Source organism: Burkholderia sp. L-4 (assembly GCF_056856535.1).
In genome coordinates, this window is sequence record NZ_JBXEOX010000001.1 from 3,015,953 (window position 1) to 3,033,323 (window position 17,371).

General features: G+C 63.1%; 15 protein-coding genes and 1 tRNA gene. 9 read left to right on the plus strand and 7 right to left on the minus strand.

Annotated features, from left to right (window positions below; all coding sequences use genetic code 11):
* The first annotated feature begins 127 nt into the window (after positions 1-127).
* From AC1VVG_RS14090 to AC1VVG_RS14115, 6 genes are all read left to right on the plus strand, one after another.
* A complete protein-coding gene (locus AC1VVG_RS14090; RefSeq protein ID WP_049029339.1) occupies positions 128-1,786 on the plus strand; it encodes an MFS transporter in 1,659 nt (552 codons plus the stop codon).
* Between the two features lie 162 nt (positions 1,787-1,948).
* A tRNA-Met gene (locus tag AC1VVG_RS14095) sits at positions 1,949-2,025 on the plus strand.
* Between the two features lie 72 nt (positions 2,026-2,097).
* Entirely contained in the window at positions 2,098-3,405 is a 1,308-nt protein-coding gene (locus AC1VVG_RS14100; RefSeq protein ID WP_482835773.1) for a site-specific integrase, read from the plus strand.
* A 215-nt stretch (positions 3,406-3,620) separates the two neighbouring features.
* Positions 3,621-5,267, plus strand: coding sequence for a TIGR04141 family sporadically distributed protein (locus AC1VVG_RS14105; protein WP_482835774.1), 1,647 nt, complete (start codon positions 3,621-3,623; stop codon positions 5,265-5,267).
* Between the two features lie 350 nt (positions 5,268-5,617).
* Positions 5,618-6,190 (plus strand): hypothetical protein, encoded by a 573-nt coding sequence (locus tag AC1VVG_RS14110; protein WP_482835775.1) that lies wholly within the window; start codon positions 5,618-5,620, stop codon positions 6,188-6,190.
* 220 nt (positions 6,191-6,410) lie between these two features.
* Positions 6,411-7,082 (plus strand): hypothetical protein, encoded by a 672-nt coding sequence (locus tag AC1VVG_RS14115; RefSeq protein ID WP_482835776.1) that lies wholly within the window; start codon positions 6,411-6,413, stop codon positions 7,080-7,082.
* Between the two features lie 372 nt (positions 7,083-7,454).
* Here the strand turns inward: AC1VVG_RS14115 and AC1VVG_RS14120 are convergent, their stop codons facing one another.
* A complete protein-coding gene (locus tag AC1VVG_RS14120; protein WP_482835777.1) occupies positions 7,455-7,670 on the minus strand; it encodes a hypothetical protein in 216 nt (71 codons plus the stop codon).
* 569 nt (positions 7,671-8,239) lie between these two features.
* Between AC1VVG_RS14120 and AC1VVG_RS14125 the strand changes: the two genes are divergently transcribed.
* On the plus strand, positions 8,240-9,241 hold the full coding sequence (locus AC1VVG_RS14125; protein WP_482835778.1) for a hypothetical protein: 1,002 nt from the start codon (positions 8,240-8,242) through the stop codon (positions 9,239-9,241).
* A gap of 103 nt (positions 9,242-9,344) precedes the next feature.
* On the opposite strand, the gene AC1VVG_RS14130 is transcribed toward AC1VVG_RS14125, so the two are convergent.
* Both AC1VVG_RS14130 and AC1VVG_RS14135 read right to left on the minus strand, forming a co-directional pair.
* The gene (locus AC1VVG_RS14130; protein WP_473376890.1) at positions 9,345-10,319 is read right to left on the minus strand and encodes a LysR family transcriptional regulator; all 975 of its coding nucleotides are present in this window, start codon (positions 10,317-10,319) and stop codon (positions 9,345-9,347) included.
* Positions 10,320-10,495: 176 nt separating this feature from the next.
* Positions 10,496-11,467 carry a GlxA family transcriptional regulator gene (locus tag AC1VVG_RS14135; RefSeq protein ID WP_049034671.1) on the minus strand — a complete coding sequence of 324 codons (972 nt, stop codon included), beginning with the start codon at positions 11,465-11,467 and terminating at the stop codon, positions 10,496-10,498.
* 117 nt (positions 11,468-11,584) lie between these two features.
* Between AC1VVG_RS14135 and AC1VVG_RS14140 the strand changes: the two genes are divergently transcribed.
* Positions 11,585-12,268 carry a DJ-1/PfpI family protein gene (locus AC1VVG_RS14140; protein WP_034189053.1) on the plus strand — a complete coding sequence of 228 codons (684 nt, stop codon included), beginning with the start codon at positions 11,585-11,587 and terminating at the stop codon, positions 12,266-12,268.
* Between the two features lie 59 nt (positions 12,269-12,327).
* Positions 12,328-12,639, plus strand: a complete 312-nt coding sequence (locus AC1VVG_RS14145; protein WP_034189052.1) for a cupin domain-containing protein — start codon at positions 12,328-12,330, stop codon at positions 12,637-12,639.
* A 46-nt stretch (positions 12,640-12,685) separates the two neighbouring features.
* Here the strand turns inward: AC1VVG_RS14145 and AC1VVG_RS14150 are convergent, their stop codons facing one another.
* From AC1VVG_RS14150 to AC1VVG_RS14165, 4 genes are all read right to left on the minus strand, one after another.
* Positions 12,686-12,970, minus strand: coding sequence for a PAAR domain-containing protein (locus AC1VVG_RS14150; protein ID WP_034189051.1), 285 nt, complete (start codon positions 12,968-12,970; stop codon positions 12,686-12,688).
* Between the two features lie 144 nt (positions 12,971-13,114).
* The gene (locus AC1VVG_RS14155) at positions 13,115-14,317 is read right to left on the minus strand and encodes a porin (protein ID WP_034189050.1); all 1,203 of its coding nucleotides are present in this window, start codon (positions 14,315-14,317) and stop codon (positions 13,115-13,117) included.
* A 116-nt stretch (positions 14,318-14,433) separates the two neighbouring features.
* The gene (locus AC1VVG_RS14160) at positions 14,434-15,906 is read right to left on the minus strand and encodes an amidase (protein WP_482835779.1); all 1,473 of its coding nucleotides are present in this window, start codon (positions 15,904-15,906) and stop codon (positions 14,434-14,436) included.
* Between the two features lie 39 nt (positions 15,907-15,945).
* Complete coding sequence (locus tag AC1VVG_RS14165; protein WP_482835780.1) at positions 15,946-17,262, minus strand: MFS transporter; 1,317 nt, start codon at positions 17,260-17,262, stop codon at positions 15,946-15,948.
* Positions 17,263-17,371: the final 109 nt, after the last annotated feature.

Below are 17,371 nucleotides of genomic sequence, written 5' to 3' on the forward strand. Positions count from 1 at the left end.
GGGTTAACGTGCAGTCGTTTTGTGCGCGCGAGTCAGTCCGCCGTAAGTTTCCGTGCCAATAATCGTCGTCAGGCCCGCCCCTCCCAAGGCGGCCGCATATCTATATCAAGGGACTTGGAGACGATTCATGGCAACGTTAGGCGGGCAAATTTCGCACTCGCCGATGACGGGCGAAGAAAAGAAGGTGATCTTCGCGTCGTCGCTCGGCACCGTGTTCGAGTGGTACGACTTTTACCTGGCCGGCTCGCTCGCGGCCTACATCAGCAAGAGCTTCTTCTCCGGCGTCAATCCGACCGCCGCGTTCATCTTCACGCTGCTCGGCTTTGCAGCCGGCTTCGCGGTGCGGCCGTTCGGCGCGATCGTGTTCGGCCGGCTCGGCGACCTCGTCGGCCGCAAGCACACGTTCCTCGTGACGATCGTGATCATGGGCGTCTCGACGTTCGTGGTCGGCTTCCTGCCCGGCTACGCGTCGATCGGCATCGCCGCGCCCGTGATCTTCATCGCGATGCGGCTGTTGCAGGGCCTCGCGCTCGGCGGCGAGTACGGCGGCGCGGCGACCTACGTCGCCGAACATGCGCCGGCGAACCGTCGCGGCTTCTACACCGCGTGGATCCAGACGACCGCCACGCTCGGCCTGTTCCTGTCGCTGCTCGTGATCCTCGGCGTGCGTACGTTCATCGGCGAGGAAGCGTTCGGCAGCTGGGGCTGGCGCGTGCCGTTCGTCGCGTCGATCCTGCTGCTCGCCGTGTCGGTGTGGATCCGGATGCAGCTGAACGAATCGCCGGTGTTCCTGCGCATCAAGGCGGAAGGCAAGACGTCGAAGGCGCCGCTGACCGAAGCATTCGGCCAGTGGAAGAACCTGAAGATCGTGATCCTCGCGCTGATCGGCCTGACGGCCGGCCAGGCCGTCGTGTGGTACACGGGCCAGTTCTACGCGCTGTTCTTCCTGACGCAGACGCTGAAGGTCGACGGGGCCAGCGCGAACATCCTGATCGCGATCGCCCTGCTGATCGGCACGCCGTTCTTCCTGTTCTTCGGTTCGCTGTCGGACAAGATCGGCCGCAAGCCGATCATCCTCGCGGGCTGCCTGATCGCGGCGCTGACCTACTTCCCGCTGTTCAAGGCGCTCACGCACTACGCGAACCCGCAGCTCGAGCTCGCGACGCAGAAGGCGCCGATCACGGTCCTGGCCGACCCGGCCACCTGCTCGTTCCAGTTCAACCCGGTGGGCACGTCGAAGTTCACCAGCTCGTGCGACATCGCGAAGAGCGCGCTCTCGAAGGCCGGCCTGAACTACGAGAACGTCGCGGCACCGGCCGGCACGCTGGCCCAGATCAAGGTCGGCGACACGGTGATCCAGACCTACGACGGCAAGGCGGCCGACGCGAAGGCGCAGGGCGCGGCGTTCGACAAGACGCTCGCATCGACGCTGAAGGGGGCCGGCTACCCGGCAAAGGCCGACCCGGCGCAGCTCAACTGGCCGATGACGATCGTGATCCTGACGATCCTCGTGATCTACGTGACGATGGTGTACGGCCCGATCGCCGCGATGCTGGTCGAGATGTTCCCGACGCGGATCCGCTACACGTCGATGTCGCTGCCCTATCACATCGGCAACGGCTGGTTCGGCGGCTTCCTGCCGGCGACCGCGTTCGCGATCGTCGCGGCGAAGGGCGACATCTATTCGGGCCTCTGGTATCCGATCGTGATCGCGCTGGCCACCTTCGTGATCGGCCTGCTGTTCGTCAAGGAGACGAAGGACTCGAACATCTACGCGCAGGATTGAGGTTGTCCGGGCGGGCGGATGCGGGTTGCCGGACGGGTGTTCCGGCGACCGGCAAACCGCCCTGCCGCAAGGGCGTCGTGGGTCATCCGGCAACTTTTTTCACGGGAGATGGAAAAAGCTGTTGACAGCCAGGCGGCCGACCGACATAATTCAATTCTTCACGGCGAATTAGCTCAGTCGGTTAGAGCGACGGAATCATAATCCGCAGGTCCGGGGTTCGAATCCCTGATTCGCCACCATCATTACGCGAAGGCCCGCTCTCGAAAGAGACGCGGGCCTTTGTCTTTGCGCGCACGGTGAGCCATCCGCCGATGCACAAGCTGCCGCACCTGTTCAAATCGCGCCACGGCATGTTTTACCTCCGGCTCGTTCGCGCCGGCAAAGAGAGCAAGCGCTCGCTGCGCACGAAAGACTTCCGGCAAGCTAAACTTCTTGCGCTCGCGCTCAACCTCGAACTCGCAATGAAGACGCCCGCCGACAAGCCGAAGGCCGCCGATTTCGCCCTGACCGCTGACGAAGCCAAGCGGCTCGACGTGATTTTCCCGACGGCACGCAAGTCAAGGACATCAACACCGACGACGACGTGCGCCGAGCCAAGGAGCTTTTCGGCGACCGCTTCGCCCCCGCCTCTTCGATCGCTGCCGGTCCTGTCCGATTCCGTCGCGTTCGCCATTGCCGCCCAAAACGCAGCCCAAACGCAAGCGAAGGCCCGCAAGGGCAAGCCTTTCGCCGAAGTCGTGGCGCGCGCTACAAGAAAGAAAAGACGCTCGACAAACGTCGCGCGCACGATCGTGGCCAAGAATCGGACGTTTGACGACTTTGCGAAGCGGATCGGCTCCAAGCCGATCGACGCCTACGCGATCGGCGACGCCGTGGACTACAAGAACGCCTTGATCGACGAAGGCGGCAGCGCGAGCCGGATCAACGCCAAGCTGTCGTTCCTGCGAGACCTGTTTGGCTACGCGGTCGCCAACGGCCACCGCGAAGGCCCCAACCCCTTTGAAATGTCGAAGGTGTCGACGAGGTCGAAGCTTCAACAGCAAAAGCGCTCCTACAAACCGTTCAGCGCGGACGACATCGCAGCGATCTTTGACCCGGCCCCTTACGCGGCGAAGATGAACAGGCCCGCCTATCGCTGGCTTCCTTTCTTGGCTCTTTACTCCGGGGCACGGCTCGAAGAGCTTGCCAGCCTGTCGCTGGCGCAGGTCCAGCGCGAAGGCGATGTTTGGTTTTTCGGCATCCAGAAAGCGAAAAACGCAGCCTCCCAGCGCCGCATCCCCTTGCACCGCACGATTCTGAAATCCGGGTTTATGGCGTATGTGGACGGCCTGCGCGAGCGAGGCGCGACGCAGCTCTTTCCCGAGCTCAAACCCGGCGCAAACGGGTACGGGAAAAACGTGACTCGGCGCTTCGCCGACTACCTGGACGAGCGCAAGATCGTGGACGACCCGCAAGGTCTTTCACTCGTTTCAGCACACCTCCTCCATCAACAGGATGACCAAGCTGCACACGCATCCCGCAATGTTGACGGCGCTGGTTGGACACTACGATTTCAGCAGCCCCCGCTTTGCGAACTATCAGCATGCCAAGCCGCTTGCCGAGCTGAAATCCACTCTTGATCGATTCGATTTGATTTTGCCCATCTGCTTTTAGCTGAATCGGCGTTTTTTGCGCCATAAGCGCCTCCTCTGAGCGCAAATCAGGAAAGCGTGTCGCGCCAAGGCCACGATGCCGAATCCTCCAATTGACGCCGCGAAGCCGCCCGGAGGATATTTTGCATGCGCAAAAATCAACAATGCGCACGCGCACTCTATAGCGATAAACGGGGCCATGCATGGGCAGAAAGCGGTCGCAGGAGAGAAGGGAGCGTCTCACCATTTATAGAGTTCGGGGGCAGGCAACGCCAGAAGGGCTAATCATCAAGACCGACAAAGCCAAACCGCGCGTCGAGCTTGAGATTTCGCACGGCTCCGCAACCTTGTACGTAAAAAATACACCGCCGCCCAAGCTTCCCGCTTGGACCAATTTTCTAATTGACGGCCAGAAGATCGAGCCGGACCTGTTCGGCGGGAATCGGTCCGAAGGCGCCGCGCTCGTCGTGCGCGACTTGGGCGACACCTTTGTCCTTTGCTTCGGCATGGGGTTTCATCTCGTCAACTTGGACTTGGTCGAGCGCGACTTCGGGCTGCGTGTGACGCTCAACTCCGTCAATCCGGAACGCCTGCGCAGCCTCGACAAAGCCAGCTACCAAGACAATTGGCTCAACACCAGAAACCAGAGCCCGAGAGATTCAGACATTTTTGATTTGGCGATAGACTGGGAAATTGACATGGTTCAGTCCCTGACCGGCGCATGCCAAATTGGGGAGTTTGGTCCGGTGGCGACCGGCCGCGACGCGCTGACCATCCACCCGACGGCCAAACTCAATGACTTGCACGCCATTTTTCAATTGGCCCAAGAAGCCTGCGACAAGAAACTCCCCGACCGATTCGCGTGGGTGGACAATGTTCACCGAATCAAAGAGAGGGAAATGATCGAATTGCTTGACTCGGTGCTCGATGACCTGATCAAAACAGATCCCGAGAACGGCAATTTTTGGATGGGGGAGCCAGAAATTGTCGACTGGGAGCGACAGGCCGGATACTCCTTCGAGCGCCGCGCCAGCTCGGCGAGCCACCCCACCTTGCAGTTGGAAGATTTTCTCGGGTTTCTCAGGGAGAGAAAACTATCCCCTGGCGTGGCGGCAATGAAAACCCACGTTGTCCATTCAGTCGACGCGAACGGTGAGGTGATCCAAACGTGGCGCGCCTATCGTTGCCTGTACGCCGAGATCAAGGAATCGGAAAAAACCTACGTCCTGCGCGATGGCCAATGGCACGAGATCAACAAAAACTTCATTGATCGAGTCGACGCGTTCTTGGCAAGGCTCGAAGTCGACACTGAGAAGCTGCCAATCTACAACCATGCCAACGAGGGTGAATACAATTCGTTTTCGGCCAAGACGGAAAGCAATATCGAACTGCTTGACAAGAAGAATATTCAAATCGGCGGACCGCACGACAAAATCGAGTTTTGCGACTTGATCCGATCCGGCAAAGACTTGATACACGTCAAATACTACAGAAGTTCCGCAACCCTCAGCCATTTGTTTTCGCAAGGGGAGGTGTCTGGGGAAACTTTCATCAAAGATGAAGATTTTAGAAACAAGCTCAACGCCAAGCTTCCCGAGAGCATCCGCCTTGCGGACCCCTCGAAAAAACCAAACGCTCAAAATTATCGCGTGATTTTCGCGATCGCGACATCAAAAAACTTGCCGCTGGATTTGCCATTTTTCTCCAAAATAACGTTGAAAAACTCCTTCATGACTCTGGACGCCTTGAACTTCAAGGTCGCGATAGCAAAAATCGAGGTCGAGCCAACCCTTTTGAAAACGAAATCATTCAAATCTGCCAAACGAAAGGGGATCACGACCAAAATCTAGCGCTCAAAAAATCGCCACCATCCAACACGACAGCGGCGCCTCCCCCGCGCGGCGCCACACCGCACTTGGTCGAAGTTTTCGGGCGCCGAAATCTGCGCAGCGCACTTGGCCGCGCAGCGGTGCGTCGGGTGTATAACCAACAAAAGATATCGAAAACGAGATTGAGTCGAACAATCCACGGCACAGGTTTGAAGCCACGACACAGCCTCGACGCCCCACGCCGCTTTCGAAACCGTTGGGAGCGAGCGACATATACTGCACTCGGCGCGACGAAAAGTTTTTCATCGTTCTCATGCAAGGCGAAAGCCATCCGCTAATTTCGCGTTCTCCATCCCAGTCTTTGACCCGACATGATCGCACCATACATCACGGCCCTCGCTGCTCTCCTTGGATCAATCCCGGCTCTTCTAGGCGTCTTGATCACCGCTCGCACTCAAACTGCAAATCAGAAGCTCAATAATCAGACCCAAGCCAAACTTGCGCAAGACAAAGCAAGGAACGACGCACTAACAGCCCAGCGAGAGACAACATTAAGCAATCTGGCCGTTGCGCATAAGATCCTCAGCCAAATCGCCAGAGAGTTTTCGGTGACTGGGCTTGATATCATGTGGACGGCGTCGATGCCCGTCGACGAGTTCAACAAAAAATATCTTTTGCTTTGCGAAAAAGCCGACGAGCTGTTAATGATTGTCGACTTTCACGCTCCGGCAGCATCAGAGGTTGCCCACGAACTCTACGGCCAGATGAACATGTTTTGGGGCAATTTTAAAAACCTTCTTTACCAAACGGAAAAAGGAAAAACTCCAAACGAGCTTCAGCATGTGCTAAGCCAAACGCACGAAGCCGCCAGGCAAATTGGTGATAGGGCGCGCGTCGCAAAATATCGATTGAGCGACGTTTTCAAAAACCAGATTCCCAACTAAGGTCGCATGCTCCACCGCTTTCAACGCGAGCGGCCGGTACAATTTGTCCCGATATTCTGGGGCACATGTAAAGCGTCGGCTTGCGTTGCCAGTGTCTGAATGCTCATGTGCTACATTTCCCGACACAACCTAGGTCGACGACAGAGAATCGCCATTGCTGTTCTATTTCTTTTTGGCGCGCACAAGTGGTTGCGGCCGAATCCAAGAGGAGTGTGATTATATGATGGAGCAACAGCAACAAGACGTCCTGCCCCATGGCATGGTTTGCGTCAACGACAGCCGATTTAACGAGTCAAATCGGGAGACCCTGCGTGCCCTGTATTTGGCCGGATGGGCGACGCGTTCAGAGCGCTACCCGCGACCAGGGCAATCGTGTTCCGACGCGGGCATCACATCTGACAAATTGCAGGCGTTAATGCTCGCCGCGAATCTGCCCATCGACCGCCCCAGAGATCGGCCGCCTCAAATTGTCGACAACCTCTCCATTTCCAACAACGTGTTGCAAGCTTTCTCGCTGGCGGTCCATCTGGTTCCGATCCCGTGGTTGGACCCCATCGTTGCAAGAATCCGAGGTGAAATCGTCACTGGCGCGGTTGCAATCTCCGACACAACCGCCTCGCGCTTGCGCGAGCAATATCCGGAACTTCATCATTGGAGCATCACCGACTTTCAGGTCGCATGGGGGAACTACGCTCGCGAGCTGCGCGGTGATGGCGGCTTGACTTTCGAGCGAGACGAAATCTTTCTCGTCTATCTACACATCGTGCGAAAACATCCGACATACAGCTTCGCAGGCGATCTAGGCATGCCGGGGGCGTGGGAGGCCTACGCGCGAGAAAAGCCGTGGGAGACAGACGCGCCGGTGCCCCGCGGTTTGGGATTTGACGAATAAACTAGGCCCAGATTCGGCCTACCGGAAAAGCAGTGCAACTTACAATTTAATTTCAATGCGTTGCGCTCTTTCCGGTGCCTCCGATCTTCTATCAAACGCTTCTCCACAAGCGCCGCCCCAAAATCACGCCTGCTTTCAGACAAGCGGTATTGCATTGAATCTCGCAACCAACTAAACAAGAAATCGTGCACAAACGCCCCTTCAACTTACACACTCCAAATAAGGCGGCTATTGCAACTTTCTCTCTAAAATGAGCAAAAAACGGAAATACGCACCCGTGGACAACAAAAGACACGTGATCGGCGCCAAACCGAAAAGCCCTCTGTTGAGAGCTATCATCAGCGCCAAGGTTGCAAAGACTCCATATGCTGCCTAAATCGCGAGATTGACGGCATACCATGCAACCTGTTTTGGGATTTTTTCCTGTTTGATTTTGGCTCTTATCATATCAACAAAACTCAATATCTTGCCCGCGACTATCATCACAAGCTCCATAATGATGTATGCGAAAATCGCGCTAAACAAGAGATTATCCAAAATGATCTTCTGCACCACTGAGAGAGCCTGAGCTTCAGTTTGCCAGTTCATTTTTATTAGTCACCTGCAGTTGTTCAGTACTTTGGGCGGGCTGCGACGCTCGCTTCCCGGGCCGACGGTGAGCGTGATACTATCAATGAGCCATCGTTCTTCATACAAAAACTTGGCTTGCCTCGCACCAATGCGTTGATTTTTTATGGAATATCAGGGAGCGGTTTCCCCTCCCTGATTCGCCACCAAATGCGAAAAGCCGCTGTTTCGAAAGAAACAGCGGCTTTTTTTCATTGCTGCGTGCTCCCGGCAGCAGCCCCCGCCGATAAACATCGCGTACGCCCGGTCCAGCGGGTTCCGCAATCGGAATCCGTCATGCGCTTATTGGCGTCCGCCAGCATGACCCGTTCCGGCGTGTCGCGACCGTCCGCCCATCCCGTTTTTCCCCGACGTTCGTCGCTCCCGCGGCGAAATCACATCGCGTCGACCGTACCGGTCTCCGCCAGCGTCCGCTGGCTGTAGGCAAGATCGCGAACCGAACACGACGAAATCCGGTCGAGGTCGATGTACGACTGACTCGCCGATCCGCGCGTTGGCCTTTTCGTGAGACGGTTCGGCACTGTGGGCGCTTGGCCCGCATGAACTGTTGCTGTGGCAATTGCCCGCCGCGCTGCGCGATCGCGCGACGCGCGGCGCCGTGCCGGATCAATCCCGCAATTGAGGTGACGGTCCCGACTGGCACCCGGCTTCCGCCATCTGCGAAAATCGGTATCGACTTCGACCGACAGGGCCGCCGCTGGCTTCCCCATGGCCGAATCCGCCGCGGCCGGATCGACAATAACAATTCCGAGGGCAAGATGATGGACCGTAATGAATCGACAAGCGACCAGCGCCGTGGACGCGCGAGACGACGCTGGCTGATAGCCGGTGTGGCAGGCGTGGTGGCCGTGCTGGTTGGCATATGCGTCGTTTCGCCACGAGACGACCTGGACAAAAGCAAGATCGACGAAATCCTGAAGGCCGCGCTCGCGGACAAGAACACCGCTCCGACCGACGCCTGCGTCAGCCTGGCCGGCGCCGAACTTCCTGCGGACGTCAATGCGAAGGATTTGCCGAGGGTCGACGGCGTAGTGAGATCAGACGTGCAGGCATTGATCAACCGCGGACTGATTACCGTGAAATTCAATGCAGGCAAAGGACGACCGACCGTGAGAAATCCGGACTACGAATCACGCGACACCCATGTCCCGTTGAGCCACATCGCGCTCACCCCCGTCGGAAAGTCGTTCTATCGGTACGAGGAACTCGAGACGACCGACGGGTCGGTTCCCGGTGGACGGGCGCTGCTCATGGTGAACCTGTTCTGCGCGCACGTGACCTATGGTGGCGTCGAAAAATTCATGGAGCCGTCCAAGAATCCGTTCGACGACAATCCGCACCTGGTCTCGTGGGTCAATTTCCTGTGGAAGCCGGGTCGGCCAGCCACGGCGTGGCTGACCGACCCGGACCTGCTGGGCTCGCTGACGTTTTATCCCGAAGAGGACGGCTGGGCGCACAAGGGCATTCTCCTCGAACGGGACGACAACGGGCACTGGGCGCTCGGAGAAAATCCGTACGCGATCCGCTGGTAGGCCCGCCCCAGGGCGTGACGGCTCGGCTGCCCGACGGCCGACGGCCGACGGATGAGGCATTCACGGCAAGTCTCGTCGCCTTCCTCGATACCAGGCCGTCGCCTTACGCCGCTACCGCCCCTCTCTGCTGCTTCGCCGCCTGCGCCCCCACCCGCCCCCGCCAGTTCTCCCCGCCCTCCAGCGCCGGCGTCGACTCGAACACCTCCGCGATCCAGTCGGCGAACACCCGCACCTTCTGCGACAGATGCCGGTTGTGCGGATAAACGATCGAAATCGGCTTCGGCTTCGGATTGCAGTCCGGCAGCACCTCGACCAGCGAACCGTCGAGCAGGTTCGGCAGCACCATGAACAGCGTCGGCTGGATCATCCCGAACCCTTCGAGCCCGCACGTCACGTAGGCATCCGAATCGTTGACCGTCACGCTGCCGTTCATCCGCACCTCGAACGGCTTGCCGTCGATCATGAACACCCACGGAATCGCCCGCGCGCCGTGGCTCGAACGGAAATTCACCGCATGGTGCTCGGCGAGATCGGCGATCTCGTGCGGCTCGCCGTGACGCTCCAGATACGCCGGCGACGCACAGGTCACGCGTTTGAGCATGCCGATGCGCCGCGCGACCATCGACGAATCCTCGAGCGGCCCGACGCGGATCATGCAGTCGATGCCTTCCTCGACCGGATCCACATAGCGATCGGACAGCCCCAGCTCGAGCGTGATGTCCGGATAGCGCTGCCGGAAAATCGACAGCGACGGCAGCACGATGCGCCGCCCGAGCGAGCTCGGCATGTGAACGCGCAACACGCCGCTCGGCTTGCGGTTGCCGGCCTGGAAACTCGCGTCGGCTTCCGCGATCTCCGAGATGATCTTCGTGCAATGCTCGTAGTACGCGGCGCCCTCCGGCGTCAGCGACAGCCGGCGCGTCGTCCGGTGCATCAGGCGCACGCCGAGCAGCGCCTCGAGATTCTGGATGATGGTCGTCACCGACGCGCGCGGCATCGCGAGCGTATCGGCCGCGCGCGTGAAGCTGTTCGCGTCGACCACACGGGTAAAAACTTCCATTGCCTGGATTCGGTCCATCCTGCTTCCCCCTTCGAATCGCCAACAGAACAGAATAGAGCGCGCGACGGGCGCGGCACAAGCCCCCGCCTATTGTTCTCCGATCCTGAATAGTTTTGGCATTTCGGATTCGAAACCGACCGGTTTCCGTTCAGTTCCGGACAGCAGCCGCTCCGTCCTCGATCACGCCCCGCACGTCATCGCACGAAGCGTTCGCGATAGCCCTGCGGCGACACACCGAGCACGCGCACGAAACTGCGCCGCAGCGTCTCCTCCGAACCGAAGCCGCAGCGCGCGGCGATCCGCTTGACGGGCCACGCCGTTTCGCCGAGCAGGCGCTGCGCGGCCTCGACGCGGATCTGCTCGACCGCGCGTGCGGGCGTACGGCCCGTTCCCGCGCGATAGTGGCGTACGAAGCTGCGCTCGCTCATGCGTACGCGCTCGGCCAGCGCGGGCACCGACAGGTCGGCCGTCAGGTGCTCGGCCATCCATGCATGCAGTTCGCCGAACCGGTCGTCGGTGCGCTGCATCGACAGCATCGCGCTGAACTGCGCCTGCCCGCCCGGACGCTTCAGGAACACGACGAGTTCGCGTGCGACGTCGAGCGCGGTCGCGCGCCCGAGATCCTCCTCGACCAGCGCGAGCGCGAGATCGATGCCGGCCGTCACGCCGGCCGACGTCCACAGCGCGCCTTCGCGGATGAAGATCGGATCGGACTCGACGCGCACGTTCGGGTAGCGCGCCGCGAATTCGTCGCAGCGCGCCCAGTGCGTGACCGCGCGCCGCCCGTCGAGCAGCCCGGCCTCGGCGAGCAGGAATGCGCCGGTACAGACCGACGCCACACGCCGCGCGCGCCCGGCCTGCTGCCGCACCCAGCGCACCAGCCGCGCATCCTTCGACGCCGCATGCACACCCTTGCCGCCGGCGACGATCAGCGTATCGGGAGGGCGGGCAGCCGAGCGCAGCGACTCGGCCATCACGACAAGGCCCGACGACGTCTCGACGGGCCCCGCGTCGACCGCCACGACGCGCGGCGCATACGGCGCCGGCTGCCCGCGCTCCAGCGCGAGCTCGTTGACGGAGGCGAACACCTGCAGCGGCCCCGACACGTCGAGCAGTTGCGCGCGCGGGAACGCGAGGACCAGGATCGAACGCGGAGCGGCAGGCATGGCGATTGGCTGAAAACGTGGGTGATATGGCAATTTCGCCAAACACTACGCGCCTAGAATCGATCTGTCCATCCCGTGCCGGCAACGGCGCGCTCCACTTCCACTCGGAGTCTTCGCATGACCCTGCATATCGGCCTTCTCGTATTTCCGGGCGTCCAGCAACTCGACCTCACCGGCCCGCACGACGTGCTCGCGTCGCTGCCCGACGCAGCCGTCCACCTGGTCTGGAAGTCGCGCGACGCCGTCGCGTCGAGCAGCGGCCTCGCCCTCACGCCGACCTGCACGTTCGACGACTGTCCGCCGCTCGACGTGATCTGCATTCCGGGCGGCATCGGGATCAACGAACTGCTGCTCGACGCCGAAACGATCGCGTTCGTGCAACAGCGCGCGGCCGCCGCACGCTATGTGACGTCGGTCTGTACGGGTGCGCTGCTGCTCGGCGTGGCCGGCCTGCTGCACGGGCGGCGCGCGACGACGCACTGGGCGTTCCACGCGCTGCTCGAACCGCTGGGTGCGGTGCCCGTGCGCGAGCGCGTGGTGCGCGACGGCAACCTGATCACGGGCGGCGGCGTGACGGCCGGCATCGACTTCGCGCTGACGATCGCCGCCGAGCTGGTGGGCGACGAAGAAGCGCAGGCGATCCAGTTGCAGCTCGAATACGCGCCCGCGCCGCCGTTCGCTGCCGGCTCGCCCGACACCGCGCCGGCAGCGGTCGTGAAGCGCGTCACCGAACGGTCGGCCGCCGGCTTCGCGAAGCGCAAGGGGATCGTCGAGCAAGCGCTGCGCGCGACGTCGCGCTGAATGCGGATACCAATGAAATGACGGAAACACGACGCGCATTCGCGCCGGAGCACGCATCGATGAACATTGTCCGGAGTGCCGACTACACGGCGGACCGCGCATGGGGCGCGCTCGACATCGCGAAACTGAACGGCATCACGGTCCGGCTGCACTGGACCGACGCGCCCTATCGATGGCACGTGAACGACGGCGAGGAGGTGTTCGCGGTACTCGACGGCCGCGTCGAGATGCGCTATCGCGAAGCGGGCGTCGAGCATGCGGCGGTGCTGGAAACGGGCGATGTCTTCCACGCGACGGCCGGCATGGAGCATGTCGCGCACCCGCTCGGCGAAGCGCGCATCCTCGTGATCGAAACGGAAGGCAGCGTCTGACGGCGGCCTGCAGCCGCGCGACGACGACGTACGACGAAGGCGGGCTTCAGCCGGTGATCGTCCCCGTTGCCTGCGACGGAATCAGCTTCGGCTGCGGCGTGCACAGACACTGGCACAGGTCGTGTTCGAGCGCGACGACCTTGCCCATCACGGTCATCGTCCGCTCGCCGCCGTCCGACACGATCACGCCGGTGGTCTTGCACGCGGCGCAGAGCACCGGTGCGCCGAGATAGGCGAGTTCGCGTCCGTCGAACGACGAGTTGGCGATCCCTTCGAGCACCACGCCACCGTGGTCGGTCGTGTCGCCTTTCAGAATGAATTTGCGGCTCATGTGTCGGTTCTTCCCTCGGAAACGCCGCGCGGCGCGGCAACGCGGCCGCATGCGGGCAATCGGAATCCGCCCGTCGGTCGCGGGCGTTCCGCGAGCATATCACCGCGCGCGGCGGCCGCCTGCCGGTTGCCGCGCCCGCCCCCGTCAGAACTTGTGCCGGATGCCGATCCGCGCCTCGAACTGGCGGTCGTTCGCCGACGCGCCGGGGCCGTTGATCGCGGCGACCGCCGCGCGCCCCGTCGAGTCGGTGCCCGATGCGCGCTGATAAACGGCGGTCAGGTACACGTCGGTGCGCTTCGACAGGAAGTAGTCGAGCCCGGCCGCGACCTGGTGGTACGTCGCACCGTCGCGGCCGTTCACGCCACCGCCGCGCGTGTAGTCGTACGCGACGCCGCCGAACAGGTAAGGCGTGAACTGGTAGCGCACGCTGGCCTCGACGTTGTTGAACACCGCGTTGCCGGACACGCCGCCGGGGTTCGGCCCGGACGACAGGTCGCCGAGTCGACGGAACGACGTGTTCGTGTACATCGCGCCGAGCGTCACCGCGCCGATCGCGTAGGTGCCGCCCGCCGCCGCCACCTGCAGCGTGCGCGCCGACGCATAACCGGCATACACGGGCGACAGCATGTTGTTGCCCGGCACGCCGCCGACGACCGGCGCGGGGCTGCCGGTCGTGCCGAAGAACGACACGTTCGGATTGCGCGCATTCAGGTAACCGGCCGCGACCACGAGCGGCCCGCGCGCGTAGCCGGCCGTCATCGACCACACCTGGTTGCGCGTCGCCGCGCCCGCGATGCCGCCCACGCCGTACATGGCCGCGAAGCGGAATCCGCCGTAGTCGCGGCTCGTGAACTTGATCGCGTTGTTGGTCGAGTTCGCGTTGTTTACGTTATCGAGATCGCCGGGGTGCGCAACCATGTAGCCGCCGAACAGCGCGGCGGCCTCGAGCGGCCCGAGGAAATCGACGTTGGTGTCGTACTGACGCCCGAGCGTGACGGTGCCGAACGGCCCCGACAGCCCGACGAACGCCTTCTTGCCGAAGATCAGCCCGCCCTGCCCGAGCTTGCCAGTGCTCGGGTCGAAGCCGTTCTCGAGCGTGAAGACGGCCGCCAGCCCGCCGCCGAGATCCTCGACGCCGCGCAGCCCCCAGCGGCTCGCCTGCTGCACGCCACCGAGCATCCGCCAGGCCGGCTTGCCGCTCACGGCACCGTTCGGGCCGGCGACCGCGAGATTGCTCGTGTAGGTCAGCCCCTCGTCGATAATGCCGTACAGCGTCACGCTGCTCTGTGCATGCGCCGCACCCGCGATCAGCGCGACGCCCGCGCCTGCCAACAGCCGTTTTTTCATCGGAAGGTCTCCATTGCGCGGGTCGAATGGCAAAACGCAGGCGTGCGCGTCCCCCGCAGGCGCGCGGCCTGCTCCGGTGCATACCGGAACGGTCAGCGGTGAATCGGGGAAGACGGCTAGCGCATCGCGTCGGCGACGACGGCGGGCGAAACCTGGCGGCGGCCGGCCGCGACTTCGTACGCGTGACCGAACTGCAGCACGCCCCAGTCGTCGCGGTAGCGGCCGACGATCTGCATGCCGATCGGCAAACCGGTCGCGCCGAAGCCGCACGGCACCGACAGGATCGGCGCCTCGGTCGATGACAGGTACCAGCACACGCGCATCCAGTCGATGTACGACGTGCTCGCGACACCCTGCACGTGCGCAGGCGAGCGCAGGTCGACGTCGAACGGCATCATCTGCGTGGCCGGCAGCACGTAGAACGCGTAGCGCTGCATGAACGCGCGCATCCGCTCGAACAGCCGCGTCTTGCACACGAACATGCGGCCGAGATCGGCGGCCGTCAGCGACCGATGCAGCCGGTATTCATCGTGAATCTCGGGCTTCAGCGCCGCACGCTGCGCTTCGTCGAATCCGTCGACCAGCGTGCCGATCATCCATGCGCGCTCGATGCGGAACACGTCCTCCGCATCGGACAGGTCGGGATCGTCGAATTCGACTTCGCAGCCAAGCGCCGCGAACACACGCGCCTGCGCATCGACCGCCCGACCGATCTCCGGATCGACCGGCACGCCAGGCAAGCCGCGCGACATCGCGATGCGAGTGCCGCGGAAGTCGCGTTCGAGCGGCTGCGCGAAGCGTACGCCCGGTTCCGCGAGTTCGGTCGCGGTCTCGCCGCTCGGCCCGGCGATCGCCGACAGCAGCAGCGCGGTATCGGCCACGTCGCGCGCCATCGGCCCGTCGACGCCGAGCGTCGCCCAGCCGTTCAGGTCCGGCGCGCGCGGCACGCGGCCCGGCGACGGCCGCAATCCGACCACGTTGTTCCACGCGGCCGGATTGCGCAGCGACCCGCCCATGTCGCTGCCGCACGCGAGCGGATTCATCCCGCACGCGAGCGCGGCGGCCGCGCCGCCGCTGCTGCCGCCCGCCGAACGCGTCAGGTCCCACGGGTTGCGCGTCGCGCCGAACACGTCGTTGAACGTGTGCGACCCGGCGCCGAATTCGGGCGTGTTCGACTTGCCGATCATCAACGCGCCGGCGCTCGCGCAGCGGCGCGCGACGAGCGCGTCATGCTGCGGCACGTGAGCGGCGAACAACGCCGAGCCGTACGTCGTGCGCACGCCGCGCGTCGCGGTGAGATCCTTCTGCGACACCGGCAGACCGTGCAGCGGCCCCTGCCATGCGCCGCGCATCCAGCCGGCGTCGATGTCGCGCGCACGAGCACGCAGCAGGTCGGGATCGACGACGGTCACGAGCGCGTTCACCCGAGGGTTCGCCGTCGCGATCCGGGCGAGATGCGCGTCGAGCAGGTCGCACGCGCTGATCTGCCGGGTCATCAGCAGGTCGAGCATCGTGCGGGCGGACAGGTCGCACAGTTCGCCGGCCGTGACGTCGGCGGGCGGTGAGGAAAGCGAAACGGTGGCGGTCATACGGTTCGGCGCGAGGAGGAAAGAAGGAGACGGCGGCAATCACGCATCGTGTTCGCTGCGATCCGACGCGAACGCGAGCGCGACGAGCGACAGCACGCCGCAGACGATCACGTACCACGCGGGCGCAGCCGGATTGCCGGTCGCGCCGATCATCCACGTGACGATGAACTGCGCGAAGCCGCCGAAGATCGACACGCCGCCCGCATACGCGATCGACAGCGCGGTGGCGCGCGTGCTCTTCGGGAACAGCTCGGCGAGGATCACGCCGTTCGCGCCGGCGTTGATCGAGTGCAGTGCGGCGAGCAGCATCACGACCGCATACATCGTCGCGATCGACGGCACGGCGCGGATCAGCCAGAAGCCCGGCAGGATCAGCACGGTCAGCGCAACGCGCGACCACAGCGCGACGCGCTTGCTGCCGGTGCGGTCGGACAGCCGCCCACCGATCGGCGCGGCGACGAACATCACCGCGCCGGAGAGGATCCCGCACCACAGCGCGGTATCCATCGGCAGGTGCAGCACCTTGATCGCGTACGTCGACATGTAATACAGCACGATGAAGTGCGCGGCCGTGCCGCCGACCACGAGGCCGAGCGCGGTCAGCACGGCACCGCCGTCGCGCCGCAGCACGGTGCCGAGCACCGCCGACGAACGCCGCGCGGCCGCGGCCGGCGCGTGCTGCTCGATCGCGCTGAAGCGTGCGCGCAGGTAGAGGCCGATCGGCGCGATCAGCACGCCCAGCAGGAACGGCACGCGCCAGCCCCACGTTTCGAGCGAGGCGGTATCGAGGAAATGCGACAGCAGGAAACCGACGAACGAGCCGGCGAGCGCCGCGGCACCCTGGCTCGCGAACTGCCAGCTCGTGTAGTAGCCGCGTTCGCCGGCCGGCGCGCGCTCGGCGAGCAGCGACGTCGACACGCCGACCTCGCCGCCGGCCGAAAAGCCCTGCAGCAGCTGCGCGACGACGACCAGCACGGGCGCCGCGAGGCCGATCTGCGCATGGGTCGGCAGCACGCCGATCATCCCGGTGCCGATCGCCATCGTGACGAGCGTGAGGTTCATCGCGGGCACGCGGCCGAAGCGGTCGGCGACGAGCCCGATCACGACGCCGCCGACCGGCCGCGCGATGAAGCCGACGCCGAAGGTCGCGACCGACATCAGCAATTGCTGCTGCGCGGAGACCGCGGGAAAGAACAGTTTGCCGAGCAGCACCGCGAAGAAGCTGAACACGGTGAGATCGAAGAATTCGAGGCCGTTGCCGATCGTGATCGCGACAATCAGCTGACGATTGGACGGGGATGCGGCAACGTCGCCGACATGCCCGCCGAACATGCTGTCTGCTCGGGGCGCCTTCATGAAGGTATGTCTCCGTACTGGTTACGCGTGTCGTGTGCCCGGCCCGTTCGACGGCCTGCGCACGCAGTCTAGGCATTCAAAATACGCAGCCCGGAGCGACATTTTTCGA